Genomic DNA, 23,688 nt, shown 5'->3' with positions numbered 1-23,688 from the left:
AATGTTATCAGTTAGACTCTGCTACTTGTCCCGAGAACAAGCCTGCAGATTGTAATGGACGCTCCTGTGGTCCATCCGGTTATACTTTACAAGATTGTGAGTTAGCATAATTTTGAACAGGCGTTAGATTTATAGCCTAACGCCTGACTTTTTAAATGAATCAATTGAAACATGAGAATATTACCCGGAAGTCTGATTATCCTAAGCATTTTATTACTTACTAAAACGGTTAATGCCCAGGAATCTTTCGCCACCGTATCTTTCGAAAAACATGATACTACCGGTAATGATCAGTTACTCTATTATATTTTTAACGACCTGGGGAAAGTTAAATCCGGATGGATCAAAGGAACCATTAAAATACCGGTCAGGAAAGATCAGTATGATTTCTGTTATATTTCCAATACTTTAGCAATCACCGGTCTCCTTTATCTGCAACATGGCGATTCTGTTAAATTAGTACAGGAACCCGGAGGGAAGCTTCGATATCGTGGGAGCCATGAGGCAGAATTCAAGCTCCTGGAAATTCTGTCTGACAAAGACATCATCACTTTCAGGGCAACCAAGGATATACCGTCAGTAATGAGTACAAAAAAAGCTATCCCTTACACCTTGTCCATGATTGATGCGGCGAACCATGTAATTGACTCTTTTACAGTGGCCAATCCGTTAGCCGATAAAGAAATCCTGGAGATGATTCGTATCGATGCCAAATACAAATATCTAAACGGTCTGTTCTCCCAATATGCTTATTCCGAATACTCTGATGAAAATTACGGGTTGATTACACCCATATTAGAACGGGAGACCCGGGAATTGGAGAATTTCAGATATTCCTACAATTACGGGGCGGGTATGAGTTGGTTCAAAATGTATATGGGACTATCTATGTATCTCCACGAAACAAAAAAACAGGTTATGCACATTGGAGAAAAGGGATACGCCCAACAAATGGTATCTATTCTCGAATTTTACGATACCTTGCCTGGGTCTCTTCGCGAAGACATAATTTTTTATACCCTGAACGATTTCCTGCAATATAAAAAACTGGAAGGTATAGACGTAAGCACCTTTGCCAATCATTTTTACCCTGTTTCTACCCACACCGAAAGACTGGAGAAAATCAAAGAACGGGAAAATATCATAAAAGCAGAAAATAATGCTAAAAAGCAGGCCGAACTCATTATAAAAGAACCTGAGCTCAGAGCCACTCAGCTCATCAAACCCGACGGATCCACAATCACCTTCGGTCAGCTGTTCGATAGTTTAAAAGGAAACGGAATCTATATCGATATCTGGGCCACCTGGTGTGCCCCATGCCGCATGGAAATGAATAAGCTGGATACTGAATTCTTTAAAAATAAAAATACAAAAACCGTATTTCTCTCCCTGGATGAGGATGAAGAAACGTGGAAAAACACTGTGCAAAAACAATACGCCTTTGGAGGCCTGGCAGGACACTACCGGTTAAAGCTCAATAACATTACTTTACAGAGATTAATGCACGGTTTTCCCACCATTCCCCGCTATATCTACATTAACCAAAGCCAGACCGAGGTTCATCATAATGTGCTTAAGCCTACGCTTTTTAATTTATAACCTTTTTCTATCGACTATGAACTAAAAAAATAGTAAATTCAGCCTGTCATAAGTATTATATTACTAATCCAGGCAGGATCTCAACAAAAAGCAATATGAGGCTGTCATTCTCACTATTCATTTTCTCTCTTTTTCCCATAGCATGTTTCTCACAAAAAAAGGGTGTGATAAACGTGAAAGGCTCTTTTTATGACGATAGCACAGGCCTGGACTTACCTACAAAAATATATAGCATAAGTAAGGGCAAAAAGGAATTCCTGGGTCAATCCTATCGCGAAGAAATATTCAATCACAAATATAATTTCAATTTAAAGCCCGAAGTAGATTCTCTGGCATTTGAAAGCGAAGGCTATGAAACCAGGACGCTTCCCCTTTACTTTCACGGGAAATTTGATCATAACATAAAGTTATATCTGAGCATCCGGACATTGAAAATAAATGCCCGGGGCACTAACCGGATGGAAGTGTATTTTTGCGGGGGGAAGAATCCGGATAATCAATACAAAATGATGCATTATTCAGGAAATACATTGCATTCCATAAGGTACGGAAGACATATGGTATTAGAAATGACAACGGATCACAAGAGTACGTCACACTATGTAGTGCAAATTCTTTCACCCGCCAGAGAAGTGTTATCAGAAGCAGCTTATCCGCTGTTACCCGGTATAAACTTAGTGGATGTAAGTACGTATTCTCCAGCTACCCGGAACTCCAATGAAAACAGGGTAACCAATACGACAGAATCTCTGCCGGGAGCAGAAGATTCTATTCAGGCAAATACTTCTTCCTTCCTCTCTGTTAAAGAGCCTCACCCGTACGAGTCAGGTATACCATCGGTGTATTTTGAGCAGGGTAAGTATGCCTTAAATGATGAAGCTAAAAAAATTCTCGACGAGGTAACCCAATACTTAAATCAAAAACCCCGGACAAAAATAAAGATTAAAGGATTTACTGACGGCGTTGGTGAAAAAGCATTAAATGAAACACTTGCCAGATACAGGGCCCAGGTCGTTGCTAATTATTTAATGGACAGGGGAACTCCTTCTGATGTAATAAGGGTGGAGTGGCAAAAAGAAGAGGACATGAATAATTCTGAGGAACAAAAGGCGGAGTTAAGTCAATCCCGGAAAGTAACTATAAACGAAATAATACTCTGATCATTTAATAATCGGATGCCGTTAACGCCGCATACGAACGATTAGAAACAAAATAATTGAAACCATTTTCAGCATACCGCCAATTAGACGCCATGGATTGCGGCCCCACCTGTCTCCGCATGGTGGCTAAGCACCATGGCCGCACGCTTTCGGCTCAGAAAATCCGGGAAGCGGCAGAAATCGGGAAAGAGGGTGTAAACCTGCTGGGCATTGCCCAGGCCGCCGAAAAGATAGGCCTCAAAGCACTAGCAGTAAAGATAAACCTCAAAAAGCTCCGGAAAGAGGCTCCTTTACCCTGTATAGTACATTGGGGGCAGAATCACTTTGTAGTGGTATATAAGATAACCGCAGGACGTGCTTTATCGAAGAATCATACCGATAACAGGGGTCAGGTCTATGTGGTCGACCCCGCCCGGGGCCTCCTCAAATACTCCTTTGCTGAATTTGAATCCCAATGGGCTACTACTGTAACTGACGGTGAGCCTACCGGCATCGCGCTCCTCCTTGAACCCACTCCGGCTTTTCATGAGGCTGACGATGAATTTGAGCAGAAAAAAGGCAGCAAAACGCTGATAGGCCTCTTCTCCTACTTCTTCCGCTACAAACGCCTGGTCTTCCAGCTTTTCCTGGGATTGCTGACCGGGTCGCTCATCCAGCTGATCCTGCCCTTCCTTACCCAATCAGTGGTAGATACCGGTATCCAGACCCGTAACCTGAACTTCATTTACCTGGTGCTGGGCGGACAGCTTATGCTATTCGTGGGCCGGATGAGCGTAGATTTTATCCGGAGCTGGATCCTGCTGCACATCAGTACCCGTATCAACCTGTCTATTCTTTCTGATTTCCTGGGAAAACTGCTGCGCCTGCCCGTAGCCTACTTTGAGAGTAAGCAGACCGGCGATATCCTGCAGCGGGTAGGTGACCATAGCCGTATAGAGTCATTCCTGACCGGCACCTCATTAAACGTACTATTTTCACTCGTGAACCTGCTTATTTTTTCAGTGGTGCTGGCTTTTTACAATCTCACCATTTTCGGGGTATTCGTTGCGGCATCTGTACTCTATGCCGCCTGGATCACCGCTTTTCTGAAATACAGGAAAACCCTGGATCATAAACGCTTTGCATTGAATTCTAAAAACCAGAGTACATTGATCCAACTCGTACAGGCTGTTCCCGAGCTTAAGCTCAATAACGCTACCTTGCGCAAGCGCTGGGATTGGGAAAACCTCCAGGTAGCTGAATTTAAGCTGAATATACGCTCACTGGCCCTTCAGCAATACCAGCAGTCGGGCGCCCTGTTTATCAACGAAGGAAAGAATATTTTTATCACTTTCCTGGCAGCTACAGCCGTGGTAAACGGGCAGATGACCCTGGGGGCCATGCTGGCTGTGCAATACATCCTTGGCCAGCTGAACAGCCCCGTGGAGCAACTGGTAGGATTCATCCAGCGCCTCCAGGATGCCCGGCTGAGCCTGGAGCGTTTGAATGAAGTGCACGGCATAGACGACGAAGAGCCACCCGGCCGGCATTTCGTGCGCCGCCTGCCTGAAGACAAAGGTATCAAAATAGAAAACCTCAGCTTTACCTATCCCGGTGCGGGAAATGAACCGGTGCTAAGCAACGTAAGCCTCCATATCCCCCAAGGAAAAGTAACGGCCATAGTAGGCAGCAGCGGCAGTGGGAAAACCACCCTGATCAAATTATTGCTAAAGTTCATTGAGCCCGGAAAAGGGAATATAAGGGTAGGCAACCTGCAGTTTAGTAATATCGGTTACGACTATTGGCGCAGTCTCTGCGGTACAGTCATGCAGGAAGGTTTTATTTTTTCAGACACCATTGCCAATAATATCGGTATCAGTGATGAACGCCCGGATATTGATAAACTCCTCCATGCCGTGAGAGTAGCCAATATTCAGGACTTTATTGAGTCACTGCCTTTAAGCTACAACACCAAAATCGGTTCGGAAGGAAACGGCATTTCACAGGGCCAGAAGCAGCGGCTCCTGATTGCCCGGTCGGTATACAAAAACCCGGAATACCTCTTCTTTGATGAGGCCACCAATGCCCTGGATGCCGAGAACGAACGCATCATCATGGAAAACCTTTCGGAATTCTTTTCCGGGAAAACGGTGGTAGTAGTGGCTCACCGCCTCAGTACCGTGAAAAATGCCGACCAGATCATTGTATTGGAGAAAGGAAAAGTAGTGGAAACGGGCACCCACGAAGAGCTCAGCCGGACCAACGGCCGGTATTTTGAATTGGTAAAAAATCAGCTGGAACTTGGAAACTGACCGGAAAAATAATCGCAGGCCGGAGTTGGTGAACTCCACGGTAGATGAAGTACTGAATCGTCCGCCCGGATGGCTTCTGCAATGGGGCACCACCCTGTTTTTTGCGGTAATCTGCCTCGTATTGGCGGTATCCTGGTTTATTCAATACCCTGACCTTGTTTCGGCTCCACTGCGTGTGCTGCCCGCGCAGCTCCCCAAGAGTGTGGTAATCCGTTCGGAAGGAAGGCTGGAAAAACTATGGACAAAAGACGGTCAAAAAGTGAAAGCAGGAGATATCCTGGCTTACCTGGAGAGTACGGCTGATCACGAAGATGTGCTCAAACTGGAAAAAGCGATAAATGAATTAATGCAGAAAGACGAAGACATGGAAGCCATCTACCAGACATCCATACCTCTTTATTTTAACCTGGGCGATCTGCAGAAAAGTTACCAGGTCTTCCGCGAAGCTTATACCCGTTCAAAGTCAGTTCTCCGCTCCGGGACATTTTCCCGCAAAAAAGGAACCATAGCCGGTGAAATCAGCAGCCTGAAAAACCTGAGAAGCAATACCTACGAGCAACTCGACCTCCAGGAGAAAGACCTGAAAATGGCCCTGGAGGAGGCACAGAGCCAGCAGCGGCTGGCAGACAAGGGCTTCGTTCCGGCCCAGGAAGCCAAAAACGCCATGAGCCGGTACCTGAATAAAAAACAGGCTTATGAGCAGGCCCGCGCATCGCTGGAAAACAACACCATCAGCCAGAACCAAAAGCAGCAGGAACTGCTGGAAATGGATAAAACCATAGAAGAACATAATACCGCCCTTATCCAGGCCATCTACTCCCTCAAAAGTGATATACAGGCCTGGAAGCAACGGTACCTGGCCATAGCACCTATAGCCGGCACCGTACACTTCACTACTCTTCTGCAGGAAAACCAGCAGCTGAAGACAGGAGAAGAAATCATGGTGGTGGTTCCCGGAGCAGAAGGCTATTTCGGTGAAATGTGGGTGGGACAATACAATTTCGGGAAAATCAGGCCGGGACAGGAAGTGATCGTCAAGTTTGAAGGCTACCCCTTCCAGGAGTTCGGAACGGTAACCGGGCGGATACGGGAGATCAGTGAAATCCCGAAAGATACCTCTACGCTTATACAGGTAGACTTTCCTAACGGACTGCTGACCAATTCGGGTAAAAAACTTCCTTTCAAATACGGGATGAAAGCCACGGGCGATATCGTTACAGAAGACCTCCGCCTGATAGAGCGCTTCTTCTATGACCTGCGAAAAATATTAAAAAGATGAGGCTACTGATCATTTTCCTCCTGGCCTCTTTAGGGATTTACGGCCAGAAAAGCTATAGCCTGGAAGAATGCATCGCCCTGGCGCAGCAGCAACATCCCGATGTGCTGTTGCAGAACCTGAATATAGCCCGCGCAGAAAATACACTTCGCCAGTCGGTCAAAAGCCGTATTCCTGTCGTTTCAGGGTCGGTTTCCACCGGACTGAACGGTGGCAGAAGCATTGATCCTTTCTCCAACAGCTTCGTCCAGCGTACCATATCGTACAACTCATTCGGCATGTCTGCCGGCGGTTCCCTGTTCAATGGTTTTTCTCTCCATAACCAGGTTGAACGAAACCGCCGGAATAAAGAAGCCGAACAAATTCAGCTGGAAACCGTCAGGAAGGAAATCAAGATAGCTGTCATCGAGGCTTATGCAAACGTGGTGGTCAGCCGTAAGCTGATCCGTCTGCAGGAAGAAAGTGTGCAGGATCTCACAACTCAGGCAGAAGCAATCAAAGAACGGGTAAAAGAAGGGGTCATGGCCAGTTATAGTCTTACAGAAACCAGGGCTCAGCTGGCCACTGCCCGTTTCGAGCTGGTGAGCGCTGAAAATAATTACCGCCTGGCAAAATCTGCTCTTGCTCAGCTGATGATGATCAAAGAAGATTTTGAGGTGGATATTCCTGAAATACCCTCCTCTGTCCTGGTTCCGGAAACTCACGGGATACACCCGGCTTTGCAGGTATGGGACCTCAGGATCCGGGCTGCAGAATACGGGGTAGCCCTTGCCCGGGCTGAAAAATATCCCAGGTTATCCCTGAACCTGGGTTTAGGCACCTCTTATTCCAGCGCTGCTATCGGTGAATTCAGTTATGCAAAGCAGCTGAGCCATAATTTTAACCAGTTTGCAAGCCTGGGCTTATCTATACCCCTCTTCTCTAACGGTCTTATTAATGCCCGGATGGATGCAGCCCGGATGGAAGAAAAAATAAGCCGGAAACAAAGAGAAAAAACAGAGATCCAGCTCACCCAGCAGGCCGAAACCCTGAAGCTGGAAGTGGCCTCCCTGGAAGAAAAGCTGAAAAGCGCAACAGTAAACACACAGGCCCAGGCTCTTCTCTACGAAAGTGCCAAAGAGAAATTCAAAGAAGGGCTGGTCAACCAGCTTGAACTGAATACTTACCGGCTAAACCGGGAAAAATCACAGGTACAATTTATCCAGACCCAATACGAACTGTATTTCAGGAATGAAGTTTTGAAAGAATTCCTGGATTAGGTTTTAAGAGGCCGGCTGCCAATATTACAAACGGAATACTGAATTTAAAATCACTGATCATTGCCTTAATTTCGCTATTAGTTTGTAAGTTCAGGGCTGTTCCCGGTTTGTAAAAATGGTTCAAAAACTATGTCATGAAGGCCTCTCTACCCTGCTAAATTCAAAAAAAATTAAATACTAATTATCAATGGGTTGCATCTGTCATATTTCAACTACCCAAAGCACAAGTAACCAAAGGAAGTCAAAATCACTTAAAATCAACTATTTTTAAGATAGTCTCTCAAAACGTATTGCAGGATACCATTATTTTTGTAATACTCGATTTCGATGGCTGAGTCCATACGGGCTTTGACCTTAAATTCAGTAATTTTTCCGTCCGGATGTGTAGCTTTTACATTCAAGATCTTATGCGGCACCAAATGGTCTGCCAATCCGGTGATGTCAAAAGTTTCCGTTCCGTCCAGGCCGAGACTCTCTGCATTTTGTCCGTTCGTAAAGACCAGCGGAGCCACTCCCATTCCCACGAGATTGCTGCGGTGAATTCGCTCAAAGCTTTCTGCAATGACAGCTTTGATACCTAAAAGATACGCTCCTTTTGCTGCCCAGTCACGAGACGAACCCGAACCGTATTCTTTTCCTGCTATTACCAATAATGAAGTATTGTCTTTTTGGTATTCCATGGCGGTTTCATAAACCGTTTTAACCGCCCCGGTCGGAAAGTATTTACTAAAGCCCCCTTCTTTATCTACGATTTTGTTTTTAATGCGTACGTTGGCAAAAGTACCCCGCATCATTACCTCGTGATTACCCCGGCGCGACCCATACGAGTTAAAATCGGCTTTTTCAACTCCGTTCGATACCAGATATCGACCGGCGGCACTATCTTCTTTAAATGAGCCGGCAGGTGAAATATGATCTGTGGTTACAGAATCACCCAAATACAAAAGCACGCGGGCATTGGTTATATCCGAAACCGGATCCGGCGTAACGCTCAGATTTTCAAAAAACGGAGCTTCTTTGATATAAGTTGATTTGGTATTCCATTCAAAGTTCTCGTCTAAAGTAACCTCTAAATTTTGCCAATCTGTAGAACCGTCAAAAATAACATCATACACTTCCTGAAAATCACTTTGCTTCACACAATCGTTGATGGTTTGAGCAATTTCCTCTCTACTTGGCCAAATGTCTCTCAGGTATACCGGATTGCCGTTCGGATCATAGGACAGCGGATCATTTATCAAATCCACATCCACTCTTCCTACTAAGGCATACGCCACTACGAGCATCGGAGACATCAAAAAGTTCATTTTAACCTGCGGATGTACACGGGCTTCAAAATTTCGGTTTCCCGAAAGTACAGAGGCCACTACCAATTCGCCTTTATCAACGGCTTCAGCTATGTGCGGAGGCAGCGGACCGGAATTTCCGATACAGGACGTACATCCATAACCTACGGTATGAAAGCGCAGAGCCTCCAGGTCACTGCTTAAACCGGAACGGTTTAAATATTGGGTAACGACTTTAGAACCCGGAGCCAACGAGGTTTTGACCCACGATTTGGTTCTCAGGCCCTTTTCAATAGCGTTGCGGGCCAAAAGTCCGGCCCCCACCATTACAGCAGGGTTGGATGTATTCGTACAACTGGTAATGGCTGCAATAACGATGCTTCCGTCACTTAGCAAAAACTCCTGATTTTTATATTTGATACGCACCGACTGCATCGTGTCCTGTACCACTTCGAGTGAGGATGCTTTTTCCATCGGAACTTTCCCGAAGGTAAATTCCGTGCCCGAACCTCCCTCAGCCAGCCAGGCAGATTCCTTTCTCTGGGCAGGAAGGTAGTAGCTACGTTGGAATTCTTTGTCCAACAAATCGGTAAACTGACTTCCTAAATTTTTAACTAAAATTTTATCCTGAGGGCGCTTCGGACCCGATACAGTAGGTTCTAACGACGATAAATCAAACTCGACCACCGATGAATACACGATTTCTTCTTTTCCGGTCCGCCACAGCAGGTTTTCTTTACAATATTCCTCTACAATTTTGATTTCCTCAGCTGTACGGTTGGTGGCATGCATGTACTCCAGGGTACGGTTATCAACCGGGAAGTAAGTAACCGTACAACCGAACTCAGGCGACATATTGGCTATGGTTGCTCTGTCGGTTACGCTCAAAAGGTCTAATCCGTCACCAAAAACTTCAACAAATTTCCCCACTACACCTTTATCCCGTAGTACTTTCGTAATGGAAAGCACCATATCCGTGGCTGTACAGGTATCCGGAATTTTTCCGGATAATTTCAGTCCGATAACTTCCGGACAGGTAAAGAAAATCGGTTGCCCTAACATGGCAGCTTCGGCCTCGATACCCCCGGCTCCCCAACCTACCACTCCAATTCCATTGACCATGGGTGTATGTGAGTCGGTTCCGACCAAAGTATCCGGAAACAACCACCCGTCACGAGCAATAATCCCTTTAGCGAGATATTCCAGGTTTACCTGGTGGCAAATTCCCATTCCGGGAGGAACAACTGTAAAGTTTTTCAGTCCTTTTTGAGCCCATTTGAGCAATTCATAACGTTCTTTATTTCTTTCGTATTCCAATTCGACATTTTTCCCGTAGGAATAATCCGTTCCGTAATAATCTACCTGAACCGAGTGATCTATGACCAGATCCACAGGAATTGCAGGATTAATTTTTTGTCCGTCTTTTCCATGACGTACATATTCAGCCCGAAGTGATGCCATATCGACCACAGCCGGAACGCCGGTAAAATCCTGCATCAAAATCCGGGCAGGTTTAAACGGAATGTCTTTATCAACCGGTTCCGGAGACCAGTTGCTAAGGGTTTCTATGTGTTCGTCTGTAATGCTGAAACCGTTATAATTTCGCAATACGTTTTCCAGGAGGATTCGGATACTGAAAGGCAGGCGATCAATTGTTCCGTTTGGCATACCTTTCAATGAACAGTAGCTGTAGGTCTGCCCGTTGACACTTATCTTTTTTAAATATTTTGGGACTATCATACTCATAACTATTTGTTTCTGTATAGATTACAAGAACTTAAGAAACAAATTTAAACAGTTTCTGTGTACTTCCCAATATGTATTTGACTGTTTAGAATCAATGAAAATTAGGTCAGAACAACAATTTGCGGGAAAATAAAAAAGGACATGCCCTAAAATCGGGCTTTTCCTGTCAAGTGTGACCTTCTCTGTCCAAATTACGAGCTTATTCCTGATGGATTTAAGGCAGCTTGCAAGCCGGCTGTGTGATGCATCTGTACGGTTATCGTCTCACCTGCCTGGGCAGCACCCCGAATTTCTTTTTAAAGGCAGATGAAAAATGCCGGGAATTCTGGTATCCGACAGCATCGGATACTTCACCTACATTCATGTTATCATCAACAAGCAGTTTCCTGGCCTGCTCCATCTTGACATCGTGCCAGAAACCGAAAACCGTGGTGCCGAAAAGCTCCTTAAATCCTTTCTTTAATGCAAATTCATTGGTTCCGACACGATGAGCGAGATCAATCAGGGAATAAGATTTATTCATATTGCTTACAATGAATTCACGCACCGCATATATTTTGTCCACATCCGCTTTCTTCAGACTGGTGATGCTATTTTCTCCTGTGTTCATTTGCTCGAGCTGCAGTAACAGAAGCTCGATTACTTTTGCTTCAAGAAACATTCTTTTAAATATTCCTTTCCGGTTACACTGTAAGATCTCCCGGATAACCTGATACATCTGAAGACTGATCAGGTGATTGGTTTTAGATAAAACGCCGGAATCTCCATTCCTGATTATCTCTCTGAACCGGTTAAAAAAATGAGAATTATCCGGTAAGTATTTGGTAAAAAAACGGGGAGAAAGATTAATTTCAAGCAATTGGAAATCCTCAGAACTCCAGAGCATCTCGCCTTTCAGGCAGTTGGCATAAATGATATTGTGCTGGTTACCGGAGAAGTTAAACCCTTTTTTAAACTGATCAGTGATAGAAGAGCTGCTGCCTTTCAGCGAAAAATGCATTTCTATGGTTTCAAAATCACTTTCAAAATTCAGAATTACGCTGGCGGACAGGTTGGCATCTCCATAACCGATATGGATGCCTTCAAAATAAATTTCTTTATAACGGGCCTTCCCATACGGTAAATCAATGCAAACTGATCTTTCTTCTATACCTCCCTCCTGTACAGAAAAAATCTCCGGGTATTCTTTCTCCATGATCATATTGGAGATGTCGGTATCGTATAGCTTCAGTACCATGGTTTGATATCAAAAAATCCCTCTGGCGGACATTTATGCATACCTGTCCGGATAAAGGAACACCCTATTTTTGCTCAAATTTAATAATTATTTAGAATTATTATAAATAAACTTTAATGTCAATGAACCGGCAATTTATACTAAACGGAAAGCTTCCCAAAGTGATGAGGGAGATGTCCTGGCCCGCTGTGGTGGCCATGGTACTTTACGGGCCGAATAACTTCCTTGACGGCATTTTTGTAGGCCATCTGATCGATAATACTGCCCTGGCAGCCGTGGGAACTGCCTACCCCCTGGCCCGTATATATGGCATAAGAAGCATTTACATGGCCAATGCCGTGATAGACTGGATTATTTTGGGGATGGTCGTCTACGCGGTCTGGAGAAGCTCCCGTAAGCTCCTTGCCAGGAATGAAATAAGTCATGCGGACGTGTCATCCTGAACCACGCTACACCCTCTTCTCCTTTGCAGCCTTAATTTGCTTCATCAGATTGCAGCTGAAAACCAGGCCGGTATTCTTATCCGCCCTTTTACACCGCTTTATACTTCCTTGCACTCATCTGCAAAAACCGTCGTATAGCTTCCAATGACGGTGTCTGTCGCCTTGTTTTGCAAGCACGATTTCCCGAAAATACATTTGTGCTCCAAGTAAAAAAAAAATATACTATAGTATTATGGATCAGACAATTATCAACCCCATCATCAAAGACAGGGTAACCTTTATGCAAACAGCAGCGGCTACCCATGGCCGCATCACCACCCTGCAGGTCACCTTAATGCCCGGTGGCGGCACGCCCCCGCACTATCATAAAAATTTCTCAGAAACCTTTGTGGTTACCGAAGGTGAGTTAACCATCGGTTTAAAGCACAAAACCATTTCTCTTGCCGCCGGAGAGAAACTTACGGTAGAAGCAGGACAGGCGCATCGTTTTTCAAACGAGTCTTCTCTGCCCGTAGTTTTCACCACGGTCATTGTTCCCGGCTCGGAAGGGTTCGAATACGCCCTGCGTATTTTATACGGCCTGGCCGCCGATGGCAAAACCGACCGGAAAGGAATGCCCAGAAACCTGCTGGCACTGGCCGTAGTTTCCAAAATAAGTGATATGCACCCTGCAGGTACGGGCGCGCTCATGGCACCGTTGTTCGGATTGCTCAGCTTCATTGCCGGCATTTCAGGGTTCCATAAAAAACTGTTGGACCGGTATTGCAAAAATCAGTAGATTACAACATTTTGAATTTTACAGCCATGAGAAAATTATTTTTTTTAATAGTATTCATCGGAGTATTTTCCGTTAGCGCCAGTGCACAGCTTACCATTCATGTACACCTGTCACCTGACTTAAAAGGGCCCTGTACCGGTAACCTTTCGTGTACACTTTGAGTGATACTGTACAACATTTCGATAATAGTGCTTTTGAAAATGAAGCGGCCTTTTCGATACCGGTTAATCATTAGACCCCTGAAAAAACCATTACTTTATCAGAATCCGCCAACTTTTTAAACAAAAAAATTCACGAGCTGGCAGACGGGTATAACAGGATGGTTGCCATTTCAGAAACCAATATTTCTGAAAGAAAATTAGCGGTCGGCAATTGACGAATGCTTATAAGGCCAATACTGAAAAACAGGGTTAAAGTGATTACCGTACCGGGAGCCGATCATTTCTCGGTTAGAAATGCAGGTATGCGCAGGCAAATGCAAAGAGAAATAGATGCAATTATAAAAAGTGTTCAGTAATCTCTGTAGATTTGTTTCCCTACGGGATGACATTTTAACCTTATCTGCCGCCTGAAAATGAAAAAAATATTTGTAATAAACGGTAGTGCATCCAGGAATTCTTCCAACCAGAAACTAATTGAAAAATTTGCTGACATGACAAAAGATATTTTTAGTCTGACGGTTTTCAATGACTTAAAAACACTGCCTCATTTTGATCCTGAACTTGCCGTTAAGGATACGCCAAAAGTAATTTCAGAATTCAGGCATAACATTGACACGGCAGACGGGGTTGTGATCTGTACCCCTGAGTATGTTTTCAGTATTCCAAGCGGGCTTAAAAACGCTATGGAATGGTGCGTTTCAACAACCGTATTTGCAGGCAAGCTCACAGGTCTTATCACCGCCTCAGCGAATGGAGAGAAGGGACATGAAGAATTACAGCTAATCATGAAAACACTTATGGCAGAATTCACGCCTGACACCACGCTGCTCATTCAGGGCATTAAAGGAAAAATTAACGAACAAGGCGACATAACCGACAGCAAAACAAAATACAGCCTCGTTAAATTTATTGGCGCATTTAAGCAACTGATACATAGCGTTTGTAAAAACGCCATGATCTAATTGCCTATAATCAGTGATGCCGAAATACGGATGGTATGGTCAGACTTGGGTTGAAAATCTAATTGAAATTCCGACATCGCGTTACCCGGATTGTACCAATCCTGTATCTTTAACGGCCTGCTCTGGTTATTCTTTTTGAGCGTAGCCTTCACCATGTAACGGCCAATAGGAATATCCCGAAGCAAATAACGCTGATTCCATTTCCCGTCACCATAGTGCAAAGTCAGCACACGTCCTTCAGAGCCATCGATCAGCGGCCCTTTAGGTGTTAATACCAATTCCACATCCTCTATATCGTCATTAAAATAAATGTCACTGCTCAGTTCTATAGAAGCGCCATAATAGTCTTCTGCTTCCCACGGCATACGCCCTTCTATTTTCCATGTAAAATTGCGCACAGCACCCTCTTGCGTATAAGCATCCGTTTTGTCAGGGAACAGCTCCATATTGTAAATCCGCCCGTTATATGCTTTATCCACATAGGCAAATGTGATCCAGGACCCCCTCTCCACTTTCACTTTGTATGTACCATCCTCATTCGTCGAACCATTGATGTATGTGGCATAATATACTGTATTGTCCAGCAAAATTTTTGCTCCGCCAATCGGATTACCCCGCCCGTCAACTACTTTACCGGTAGCATAGCCTTCTACGCCATTAGGCTCATTAGTGCTTTCTTTAGAACATGCCGTAAAAGCTATGGCTATACTCAACGCCCATAACGTATTTTGAATTTCTTTTTTCATTTCTTTATTATTTTTATATTTTCAAACCAATCCCCATGACCTAATAAGGTTTCAAAAAACCTCAGTCCATCACCAGCTTCCACACCCCGTTTATTTTTTTCCAAACGGAATTATAAAGCCCTTTGGATATTTTATCCCTTCCCAGGCTGTCTTTTACGGTTAGGATATACCATCCGTAGGTATAGCCCAAATCCCCGCTGGCCGCCACATCTATTTTTTCGGCTTTCCAGGTGAGGGTCGATTTTTTGTCGTCAGGATATTTACGTATGTTTTCTTTGATAAAAGCCATTCCGCGTAACACCGTATCGCCGCTATTAAACAGGGCAATATCATCCGCAGCCACATCCAGCATGGCCGGATAAAACCCTTTTTGCGCAGAAGCATCAGAAAATGCCCGCTCAGCCGCGTTCAATTCCTGCTTTAAATTTTCGGTATTGCTGCTTTTAAAAGTCGGGCGGCAGCCGGTTGCCAGCAGGCACAGGCAGATGATTGAGATAGGTTTCATGATCTATTCCTGTTTAATTATGTTCAATACGTCCTCCTTACCCGGAAAGAGCCGATGACGTGCCGGGCGGTAACATCACATTTTTTTATATTATACAGCGTTCCCTCAAAAGTGCCCTGCACGATTCCCCCGCCACTTTCACCGAAGATTTCAAAAACCACAGCGCCTTCCCCAATTACCTTTTCATAAGTATCACACTCCGTATAATCACTATGATAACTTACCAAATTATCCGAACCGCTGAAGGTGGATGTTCTGGGGTCATCCCGCTTGCCAAAACTATATCTGCCCAGTTTTGTCCCGTTCGTATGAAAACCTATTTCACTTTCCACTGCTGTGGCTGTCATAATAGCACGACCGTCAAATACACTTAAGGCAAAAAACTTAGCCGAGTATTTTTTACCGCCTATGGTCCAGATTACATATTCTTCAGGCAAAATGGTCAGCGTTTTTCTTACAATAGACAACCCGCCGTTTCCCGGGCGGTCAGGGTGGGACTGGCTTATCACATTTTTTACGGTAACTTCTATGATCACCTCCATCTTACTGTCTGTGGCCGGTGCCGTATATTTAATTTTCGGGCTTTTCCCACCTGAAATAGTTCCCCCACCGGATACCACTTTCCACCCTACGATTTTATCGGTAGTCAGGGGTCTGCCGGTTAATACCAAATCTTCACCCTGTGCACTTTGCCGGTAAGCATCCATTGCATTCACTTCCAGTTCCACTTCTTCTTCCGATCCTATCTCATTTTTCGGAGAGTGAATTTCGATCTCTCTATACCAACTCCAGTCACTGAAATGGGTGGTAGTCGCTTTTAAGGTCTTGTTCTTTTTATCCAATGTACAGTCCATTACTTTGTGCCACCGCCCGTCGCTGCTTTGATAGCAGGGGTAGAGATAATCTTCGCTACTGCCGGCAATATCGGCTTCGGTATAACGAAAGGTAATCTCCACCGGTTTTTTCAGCGTAATACCTTCCGGCAATACCCTGAAAAGGCGGCCCGTGCTTACGGCTGCGTTCGGCGTTACCTCCTGTATGGAAAATTCGGTATTCGCGTCCACCGCTCCAGCGGGCACCCGTACGGAAATGTACTGATCGGGCATGGCAAGAGCGCCCCCCTCCGCGCCTATGGTAGCTTTCGTAGGGGTGCCCATCAGCTGGCCGGGCGGGGTTATTACAGGTTCGGAAGGTTTTCCGGGTATATCCGTATCGCTTTTTTCACAGGAGATACCCGAAGCCATAAGCCCTGCTAAAAGAAAACGTTTCAGGAAGCGTTTTTGAAAATTCATAATGATGCTTTGTTAATAGATGCCTATAATTTCAAACCTATCTCCAGGGCGTCCCAGTTACTTTTAAAAGAGGGCACCATTACCGGCGTATATTGATGATTGGGCGTGAAGGTTACCGTAGCTGTGCCCACCGCATTATCCGGCTTAAGCCCGAGATGCTCATATACATTGGCTTTGGTTCCTATAGCCCTCATTTTTAGCTTACGCCCGTCACTCATCCGGGCATTGAGGGTATATTTCCCTACCGGGATGTTATGCACATTAAATGTGTTCATATTGCCGATTTGTTTCGTGATCTTAAACGATTTCGTTTCTCCGTAAAGCCCGGTCCCCACGGGGATCAGCTCAATCTCAATAACCCCGTTTTCAGGCAGGTATTCCGGAATCGGGCGGTCTCCGGCATAATTAATATTGAAATTGAACGATAGCGCCCCGCCATAATAATTGCTTTCATTATTCGGTTGCTGCACCACCTCATCCGGGTTGGCCGGACCATACGATAGCAGCACAAAGTTTTTGACCACGCCGCTACCGGAGGGGAAATAGGCAGTGCCGCCCACAGGATACAGCGCCATCACCGCCGGGGTGTCATTATACGTTACCGTAACGGCTGTGCCAAAGAAATAAGCCGCGCCCGTGGGAATGGTAAACTCGTAATAGCCGTTCTCGTCAGTAAGCCCGCTTCCGCTGGAATAAAACCCTCCGGTGAGTGATGAGGAAACTCCAATATGTGCCCCTTTTAAAGGCTTGCCGTGTAAATCGGCCACATACCCCCTGGCTATGCCGCTTTTGGCAGATAAGGAAGGGAAAACCGGCATTCTCGGCAGGGTGTTTCCCATCACATTGACATAGTACTGATTGCCTGACAACGAAAAATCTGCCTGTCCCTCTACCACAGGCAGTGCCGGTTGCTCTCCCCATCCCTGCGCAGGCCCTTTGTCTGAATCTTTGGAGCACCCCATAAATAATAAGGCTGCTATAAATAAGCTACCGCGCGAAACCACCTTTCCGATATAGCCCTGCCATTTGCCGGTATAGCGGTGCTGTCTGTTTTCTGAGGAAATGGCCGCACCGGATTGCTGGCCGTACCCGCGGTCAACAAAAAAGCAGGAGGATACGAGGAAACTCCTTAACCGGAGCCAGAATGACGGATGATTATTCATAACTTCTGATTTGAATGGGTGATGCTTTGGGTTTTACCGTTTTCAGGTAAGCATAGATGGCCTGCAGGTCTTCCCTGCTCATACCTGCATACATGGTCCAGGGCATGGGCGAATTGAGTTCTTCTTTTGCCAAAGGTTCAGGACGATAAGCGCTATCGGTATACGCTTTGAACCGGTTTACAAAAAGCTCCGCCGTCCATGCGCCTATTCCTGTTTCCTGATCCATAGTAATATTGGGTGCACGGATGATACCACCACGCTGGCGAAACTCCATACCACCGCCAAACTCGCTGCCGGGCACTACCTGCCCTTTTTCCTGCATGCTATGGCAGTCCACACAGCCGGCGGCATTCACCAGGTAGGCGCCGTACCCGACCGCATCGCTCACGGGCGGCCTCGCCTGGTGGGCTGCCGGTGCAGGAGATAATCTGTTCAGCAGGCTGACCGGGAAATCCAGCTCAGGCGCGGGCACATCATTCTTTACAGGGGGTAATGTGCGCAGGTAGGCAATGATGCTGTACACATCTGCCTTGTCCATCTGCCCGAAGCGGTGATAGCCCATCACGGGGAACAACGCCCGTCCTTCCCTGCCAACGCCCGATGTTACGGCACGGTAAATTTCCCCATCTGTCCAGGAAGACAATTGATAAGGTGTAAGGTTGGTGGAATAGATAGTACCGGGAAAGCCGGCTTCTCTGCCAAACAGCTCTCCGCCGCCCCCTACCCTGCCGGGCGGGACAGGCCCGCTAAACAGGCTCCAGTCCCGCCGGCTGTGGCAGTCCATACACACCGCCACATGGTTGGCTAAATACTTTCCTCTTGTAATACTGGTGCTATCCCTGCTCACCCTGATCTCCGGCACATCGCCCACATCGGGCAATGCATAATAGACATAGAGGCCGCCGCCTAAGCCCAGCAGGATAATAATTCCGATGAGCAGGCCTGAAACTTTTAATACCTTCATGTGAGTATGCTATAAGTAGTATTTGAAAAAAGCTACGATGATTGTAAAAGCACTATGAGATAACCGCATTATTGTATTTTGTTCAATACGGTTGTGGTTGAACTGGAGGAACCGTCATAAAAGGTAATACTTTCTTCTTTCACCACGCCTATACCATGCGCCATCCATAAGGTTACGGTTTCCGTTCCGGAAGCTGTCGTAGCCGTCTGTCCGTTTATTTTGAGGATTTGCTCCTGCGAAATTTTATACACGAATTTAGTGCAGGAAAAGGTACCCGCCGGTACCGTAACAGATTCAATACCCTCCGCCTCTCCCGGATGATGTACAAGTTTTTGGGTAATCTCCAATATCCTGTCTCCTGAATCTTTTGCCTTAAACCGAATGTACTGCCCCATGGTTTCAGGCACTTCCCAGGTGAGCTTGCTGCCCTCCCGCAGGGCATTTTCCACCACCATAGATGCCGGAAAACCGTTCAGTCTGGCTTCTTCGACAATGATATCGGGACTTTTCTTCAATTCTTCTATAACCATATACCAGGCTTCCGGTGCATTAATCCTGGTGTAGGTTTTACCATTAGCTACATACAATTCATTATCCATCGTCATGCTCTCTCCTTCTAAATTGTTAATAGTATGCAGGTTATACAGTTTTAACCCTGAAGAATCCCTGCTCCCGTCTATCCATTTGGTGGCTGTGGCTATGTTTTTCCCATCCTCTGTAACGGTATATTCGTATTTCGCATTTGACGCGGGAATATAACTCTTCGACTCACCGCCCGGTCCCGGATTGTCTTTGTTTTCGTTTTCACAACTACTCATTGAAAGGCCCAAAATCAGCAGTATAAATAAGAAACTGCTACCTGAAATTTTTCTCTTCATTTTCATTTTTAAATTTTTATTTTTTCATTTCGTTATTATCAAGCTATAACTTTCATCAATTCACCCACCGGCACGCATGCGCATGGCCTGTCAGCCTGATTTTTTGAAATTAAGCTTCAGGGTAATGTCTATATCCGGCAGAATATAAAGCTCACCCGCGGGGTCGTTAAAGCTGTTCATACCCCATTGCAGGCGGTTCAGCCTAAAGGCGCCATCCGCTGAAATTTTATTGTTCTCCGTTTTTATTACCGCCGGTATCCGGATACTGTGGGTTTGGCCTATCATGGTAAAATCGCCGGTAATGAGGGTATTGGCAGAGGAGGCCGTGTTGCCGTACGCCTCTACTTTTGTAATATGAAATTCAGCATTGGGATGCACCGCCATATTAAAAAAATCGGGGCTTTTCAGGTGGCTCAGCAGTTGTTCCCGTATGGCGGGATCCGTAAGGTCAAAATTGCTGATGCTGGCAATAGGGATGGTGAAATCGCCACCTGTTATTTTTCCATCTGCGTTGGTTTGCAGGTTGCCGGATACTTGAAACGCGCCTGTATGGAAATGGTCGGGCGCGCTTCCTTTCCACTCCACGGCGGAGGTTTCTTCGTCTGCTTTAAAATCAGTGGGACCTGTGGCATCTTTGTCTGAACATGCCGTAAATACAGATAGTGCCATGAGGGCCGCATACATTTTTGTTTTCATTTTTATTTTCACTTTTGTTTTTGCTTTCATTTTTACGCATTACAGGGTTTATAGAAAATTTACTTTATACACATTGGAGATTCTATCCAGCAGAGCCTGCACTCTTTCCATCGTCAATGCAACAGGCGCTACGGTTTCAGGCTTTTCAGCAAGCGGCTCGCTGCATTCCATAAAATAATTCCACAGCGTCCCCGGCATAATCAGGTTCATAATCGTTGCCTTTTCAGTAAGTATTTTAAACGAGTGCGGCACATTACGGGGCGCAAACAGAATTTCACCGGGCTTCAGTGCTGTTACTTTATCCGCTACGGTTACGCTTATTTCTCCGTCCAGCACATAAAAAGCTTCATCTTCCCGCGTGTGGATATGCAGTGGCGGTTCAGCGCCTTTCGGCAGGGTAAGCTCAAGCAACGCCAGGCTGTTGCCGGTTTGTTGCGGGGTAATAAGGGTTTGAAAATATCCGCCCTGGTAACTCCTGTATGGCGATGTTATCCATGATTCCATAATTGATGATTTATTTAATGTTTACAAAGTGTCTTGCTGCCCATCGTTCTTTTTCACAGAAGACACCCGGCATTCTCTGATACGTAATGTACTCGCGATGACGGCGGCATCATCTGCATCAGCGGCTTTGGCGAGGCGGTTTAATCTTTCCATCATGGCCGGGTTTCTCTTTAAGCGGTAGCCGTTCATGACAATTTCAAGGAACGGGTTGTCCTGCTCATCGTACAAACGGACGATGGTATAAGGGTTGGCACGCGGGCCGGTTTCTGTAACCCAGTAAGGGTTACTTTTTTCTTTTAAAGGCGCCTGGGAGGCGGCTTCCCGGGCAATCGCGAACAGCAATAGCGTGCAGGCGATCATAAAACTACTTTTCATAATTTGTTTTTTTTGATTAAAAAAATGTGAACGAATCCTTCTTTTTCATAATTACAATGCAAGATTGGCGCTATTTCAGCAGCTGTACAAATAGCAGCGATGTATGCCCGCTTTCATCGTTATACGCGGGTTTTTATGGACGAACGCAGATGATAGACAGGAGTGTTATTGGAGATGCCGTTAACCGGCGGGTGATTGAGATTCCGATAGTCAGTGATAATTATACCTGCTTACGGAAGGTTCGGTACAATGGATTAACCTGTGCCACGCTTTTAACAGCTGCACGAAATAGATGTAACCGCTACGGATGTGGCAGCCGTTCACGGGTTACCCGCCTGATGGGTATATTGATAAACTGTGCTGAATAGGGAATAAAACAGGCCTCATTCGGAATGAGAAATACCTGCTTCGGGATTAAATTTTTCGGCACAAACCAGTTTGTAATTGCGCCCGATGGGGATTTTATTTCCCGCAATAAGAAGGTGATTGGGATGGTACCCTTCCATTTTATTGACAGGAATAATAAAAGAACGGTGAATCCGCATAAACTCCCCGGTGGGCAGCAGCTTTTCGGTTACGCTTATCTTTTGCTTTGTCTGGAATGTTTTATCCCCGGTGATGACCCTGATATAATCCTTTATACTTTCAATCCATAAAATATCTTTTGTATTCACCTTTATTAAACGCCGCTCTACGCGCAGATATAAGAAATGGTCGGGAGTCTGCTGAACCGGAGCTTCCGTGTCCTGCTCGCCTCTTTTACCGTCGCCGTTAAGAAAGTGCATTACTTTATCAATGGCCTGCAGAAAACGTTTCAGCGGGATGGGCTTTAGCAGGTAGTCTATGGCGTTAAGGTCAAAACCCTCAATAGCGTACTCCTGGTAAGCCGTGGTGAAAATAACCAGTGGCGGCGTTTTCAGGCTGCGCACCAGGTCGGTTCCCAGAAGGCGTGGCATTTTAATATCGAGGAATACGAGGTCAATCGTATTATGCTGAATGGTTTGAAAAGCTTCTAAGGCATTGCTGCAGGTGCCCACAATTTCTATTTCAGGAATATGCGTGGCATACTTCCTTATAATATCCATGGCATGGGGCTCATCATCTACTATCAGCGTGCGTATCTTCATCTCTTATTTCTTAGGGTTTGAAGATAATTGAACATTCAGCTCGGCAATGAAGCAGTCGCTTTCGTCAAAATACCGGAACGAGTGTTGGCCGGGGTATAGCAGCTCTAACCGTTTCCGTAAATTGAGCAACCCTATCTCCCCGTTAAGCTTCTGGCCAGGGTTCTTCACAAGCCGCTGTTCCGGTTTGCTGTTAGACACTTTGAAAGCCAGAGTATGGCCGGAAACATATAATTCAATATTAATCCACGGCGTATCGGTGGTTTCCGCGGCGCCATGCTTAAAAGCATTTTCAACAAGCGGAAGCATCAGCAGTGGCGCAATTTCCGCACTATCTGCATGCTCACTGATATTTACATTCAGCTCCAGCCGGTCCTCATACCGGAGCCTTTCCAGCTCAATATAATCTTTCAGCGCCTCAATGTCGCGTTTAAGCAATACCCGTTCTGCCGTGCACTCGTAAAGCACATACCTGAGCATGTTGGAAAGACCCAAAATAATATCCGGAGTCTGGGGCGCGTTATCCAAAGAAAGCGCATACAGGTTATTCAGCGAGTTGAAAAGAAAATGAGGATGCAGCTGCCCTTTTAAAAAGTTAAGCTCAGCCTGCAGCACCGCCTGTTTGCGCTCGTTCCATAAGATGAACAATTTCAGGGTCACGCAAATCCACACCACCGTGTTGGTACGTTCGACGGCATTGGCAAAATCCAGCGGCCGGTACAACTGCTTTATCCACGATTTGTTCATTTCGGGCCAATTCACCTTGATATGGTGGCTTGTGTAATAATTAAAAATGTAGGGATTGGATACAAAAATCTCATCCAGCCGGTAGAGCACTGCGATAAACGGTATCAGCAACAGCAGCAGTAAAAATGTTTTAACGTATTTATCGCGAAAGAAAAAACGCGGCAATACCCAATAGGTAATCAGGTAAAAATAGCACATGTGCACCGGAAGCAACAGCAGGATTACTTTAGCGCCCAGCTCATAGCTGCCATACGCCGTGCCGTAAATGACCGACAGCAGCCCAAAGGAAAGCAGCCAGTAGAACAACTGTTTCAGTATCGGGTATTGGGTTGTCAATGTATCACGATTATTTGTAATCATAAAATTAACACAGACCGGTAACATTTTCTATATTCGTAGATAAAGGAAGGGTTTCGGCGACGAATGCCGTATTGTTTGCTTAAGTATGGCCTTTAACCATCACTCAACTGAACCCCACCCATCCTGAATACTTAAA

21 protein-coding genes are annotated in these 23,688 nt (G+C 45.5%); 8 read left to right on the top strand and 13 right to left on the bottom strand.

Going from position 1 to position 23,688, the window contains the following annotated elements; genetic code table 11:
* Positions 1–171: 171 nt before the first annotated feature.
* From AB2U10_RS17560 to AB2U10_RS17540, 5 genes are all read left to right on the top strand, one after another.
* Positions 172–1,599, top strand: coding sequence for a redoxin family protein (locus AB2U10_RS17560; RefSeq protein WP_367916302.1), 1,428 nt, complete (start codon positions 172–174; stop codon positions 1,597–1,599).
* A 95-nt stretch (positions 1,600–1,694) separates the two neighbouring features.
* A complete protein-coding gene (locus AB2U10_RS17555; RefSeq protein ID WP_367916301.1) occupies positions 1,695–2,759 on the top strand; it encodes an OmpA family protein in 1,065 nt (354 codons plus the stop codon).
* A gap of 56 nt (positions 2,760–2,815) precedes the next feature.
* A complete protein-coding gene (locus AB2U10_RS17550; RefSeq protein WP_367916300.1) occupies positions 2,816–5,050 on the top strand; it encodes a peptidase domain-containing ABC transporter in 2,235 nt (744 codons plus the stop codon).
* The gene (locus AB2U10_RS17545; protein WP_367916299.1) at positions 5,040–6,329 is read left to right on the top strand and encodes an HlyD family secretion protein; all 1,290 of its coding nucleotides are present in this window, start codon (positions 5,040–5,042) and stop codon (positions 6,327–6,329) included. Before AB2U10_RS17550 ends, AB2U10_RS17545 begins: the two co-directional genes overlap by 11 nt.
* Positions 6,326–7,585: a TolC family protein gene (locus tag AB2U10_RS17540; RefSeq protein ID WP_367916298.1), complete on the top strand. Its 1,260-nt coding sequence runs from the start codon at positions 6,326–6,328 to the stop codon at positions 7,583–7,585. The genes AB2U10_RS17545 and AB2U10_RS17540 overlap by 4 nt, the downstream gene beginning before the upstream one ends.
* 257 nt (positions 7,586–7,842) lie before the next feature.
* Here AB2U10_RS17540 and acnA read toward each other — a convergent pair whose 3' ends face one another.
* Together acnA and AB2U10_RS17530 are read right to left on the bottom strand one after the other, a co-directional pair.
* Positions 7,843–10,617, bottom strand: coding sequence for an aconitate hydratase AcnA (gene acnA / locus AB2U10_RS17535; protein ID WP_367916297.1), 2,775 nt, complete (start codon positions 10,615–10,617; stop codon positions 7,843–7,845).
* 256 nt (positions 10,618–10,873) lie between these two features.
* Positions 10,874–11,854 (bottom strand): helix-turn-helix transcriptional regulator, encoded by a 981-nt coding sequence (locus tag AB2U10_RS17530; RefSeq protein WP_367916296.1) that lies wholly within the window; start codon positions 11,852–11,854, stop codon positions 10,874–10,876.
* A 122-nt stretch (positions 11,855–11,976) separates the two neighbouring features.
* Between AB2U10_RS17530 and AB2U10_RS17525 the strand changes: the two genes are divergently transcribed.
* The 3 genes from AB2U10_RS17525 (at position 11,977) to AB2U10_RS17515 (ending at position 14,198) form a co-directional block, all read left to right on the top strand.
* On the top strand, positions 11,977–12,297 hold the full coding sequence (locus AB2U10_RS17525; RefSeq protein WP_367916295.1) for a hypothetical protein: 321 nt from the start codon (positions 11,977–11,979) through the stop codon (positions 12,295–12,297).
* Positions 12,298–12,529: 232 nt separating this feature from the next.
* Positions 12,530–13,075, top strand: a complete 546-nt coding sequence (locus AB2U10_RS17520) for a cupin domain-containing protein (RefSeq protein WP_367916294.1) — start codon at positions 12,530–12,532, stop codon at positions 13,073–13,075.
* Between the two features lie 574 nt (positions 13,076–13,649).
* Entirely contained in the window at positions 13,650–14,198 is a 549-nt protein-coding gene (locus AB2U10_RS17515; protein ID WP_367916293.1) for an NADPH-dependent FMN reductase, read from the top strand.
* On the opposite strand, the gene AB2U10_RS17510 is transcribed toward AB2U10_RS17515, so the two are convergent.
* From AB2U10_RS17510 to AB2U10_RS17460, 11 genes are all read right to left on the bottom strand, one after another.
* Entirely contained in the window at positions 14,195–14,944 is a 750-nt protein-coding gene (locus AB2U10_RS17510; RefSeq protein WP_367916292.1) for a carboxypeptidase-like regulatory domain-containing protein, read from the bottom strand. The two genes, AB2U10_RS17515 and AB2U10_RS17510, sit on opposite strands and share 4 nt — an antisense overlap.
* Positions 14,945–15,005: 61 nt before the next feature.
* On the bottom strand, positions 15,006–15,449 hold the full coding sequence (locus AB2U10_RS17505; RefSeq protein ID WP_367916291.1) for a YybH family protein: 444 nt from the start codon (positions 15,447–15,449) through the stop codon (positions 15,006–15,008).
* A gap of 23 nt (positions 15,450–15,472) precedes the next feature.
* Entirely contained in the window at positions 15,473–16,741 is a 1,269-nt protein-coding gene (locus tag AB2U10_RS17500) for a hypothetical protein (protein ID WP_367916290.1), read from the bottom strand.
* A gap of 23 nt (positions 16,742–16,764) precedes the next feature.
* On the bottom strand, positions 16,765–17,904 hold the full coding sequence (locus AB2U10_RS17495) for a peptidase associated/transthyretin-like domain-containing protein (protein ID WP_367916289.1): 1,140 nt from the start codon (positions 17,902–17,904) through the stop codon (positions 16,765–16,767).
* A complete protein-coding gene (locus AB2U10_RS17490; protein WP_367916288.1) occupies positions 17,897–18,868 on the bottom strand; it encodes a c-type cytochrome in 972 nt (323 codons plus the stop codon). Before AB2U10_RS17490 ends, AB2U10_RS17495 begins: the two co-directional genes overlap by 8 nt.
* 68 nt (positions 18,869–18,936) lie before the next feature.
* Positions 18,937–19,686 (bottom strand): TapB family protein, encoded by a 750-nt coding sequence (locus AB2U10_RS17485; protein WP_493820736.1) that lies wholly within the window; start codon positions 19,684–19,686, stop codon positions 18,937–18,939.
* Between the two features lie 150 nt (positions 19,687–19,836).
* Positions 19,837–20,442 carry a YceI family protein gene (locus tag AB2U10_RS17480; RefSeq protein WP_493820735.1) on the bottom strand — a complete coding sequence of 202 codons (606 nt, stop codon included), beginning with the start codon at positions 20,440–20,442 and terminating at the stop codon, positions 19,837–19,839.
* Between the two features lie 48 nt (positions 20,443–20,490).
* Positions 20,491–20,946 (bottom strand): cupin domain-containing protein, encoded by a 456-nt coding sequence (locus AB2U10_RS17475; RefSeq protein WP_367916285.1) that lies wholly within the window; start codon positions 20,944–20,946, stop codon positions 20,491–20,493.
* Positions 20,947–20,967: 21 nt separating this feature from the next.
* A complete protein-coding gene (locus AB2U10_RS17470; RefSeq protein ID WP_367916284.1) occupies positions 20,968–21,321 on the bottom strand; it encodes a hypothetical protein in 354 nt (117 codons plus the stop codon).
* 383 nt (positions 21,322–21,704) lie between these two features.
* Positions 21,705–22,448 (bottom strand): LytR/AlgR family response regulator transcription factor, encoded by a 744-nt coding sequence (locus tag AB2U10_RS17465; RefSeq protein ID WP_367916283.1) that lies wholly within the window; start codon positions 22,446–22,448, stop codon positions 21,705–21,707.
* Between the two features lie 3 nt (positions 22,449–22,451).
* Positions 22,452–23,552, bottom strand: a complete 1,101-nt coding sequence (locus AB2U10_RS17460; protein WP_367916282.1) for a sensor histidine kinase — start codon at positions 23,550–23,552, stop codon at positions 22,452–22,454.
* Between the last annotated feature and the right edge of the window lie 136 nt (positions 23,553–23,688).

It is taken from the genome of Leadbetterella sp. DM7, from assembly GCF_040829825.2.
In the GTDB taxonomy this organism is placed as follows: Bacteria; Bacteroidota; Bacteroidia; order Cytophagales; family Spirosomataceae; genus Leadbetterella.
This window is presented reverse-complemented; position numbering and strand designations above follow the sequence as displayed.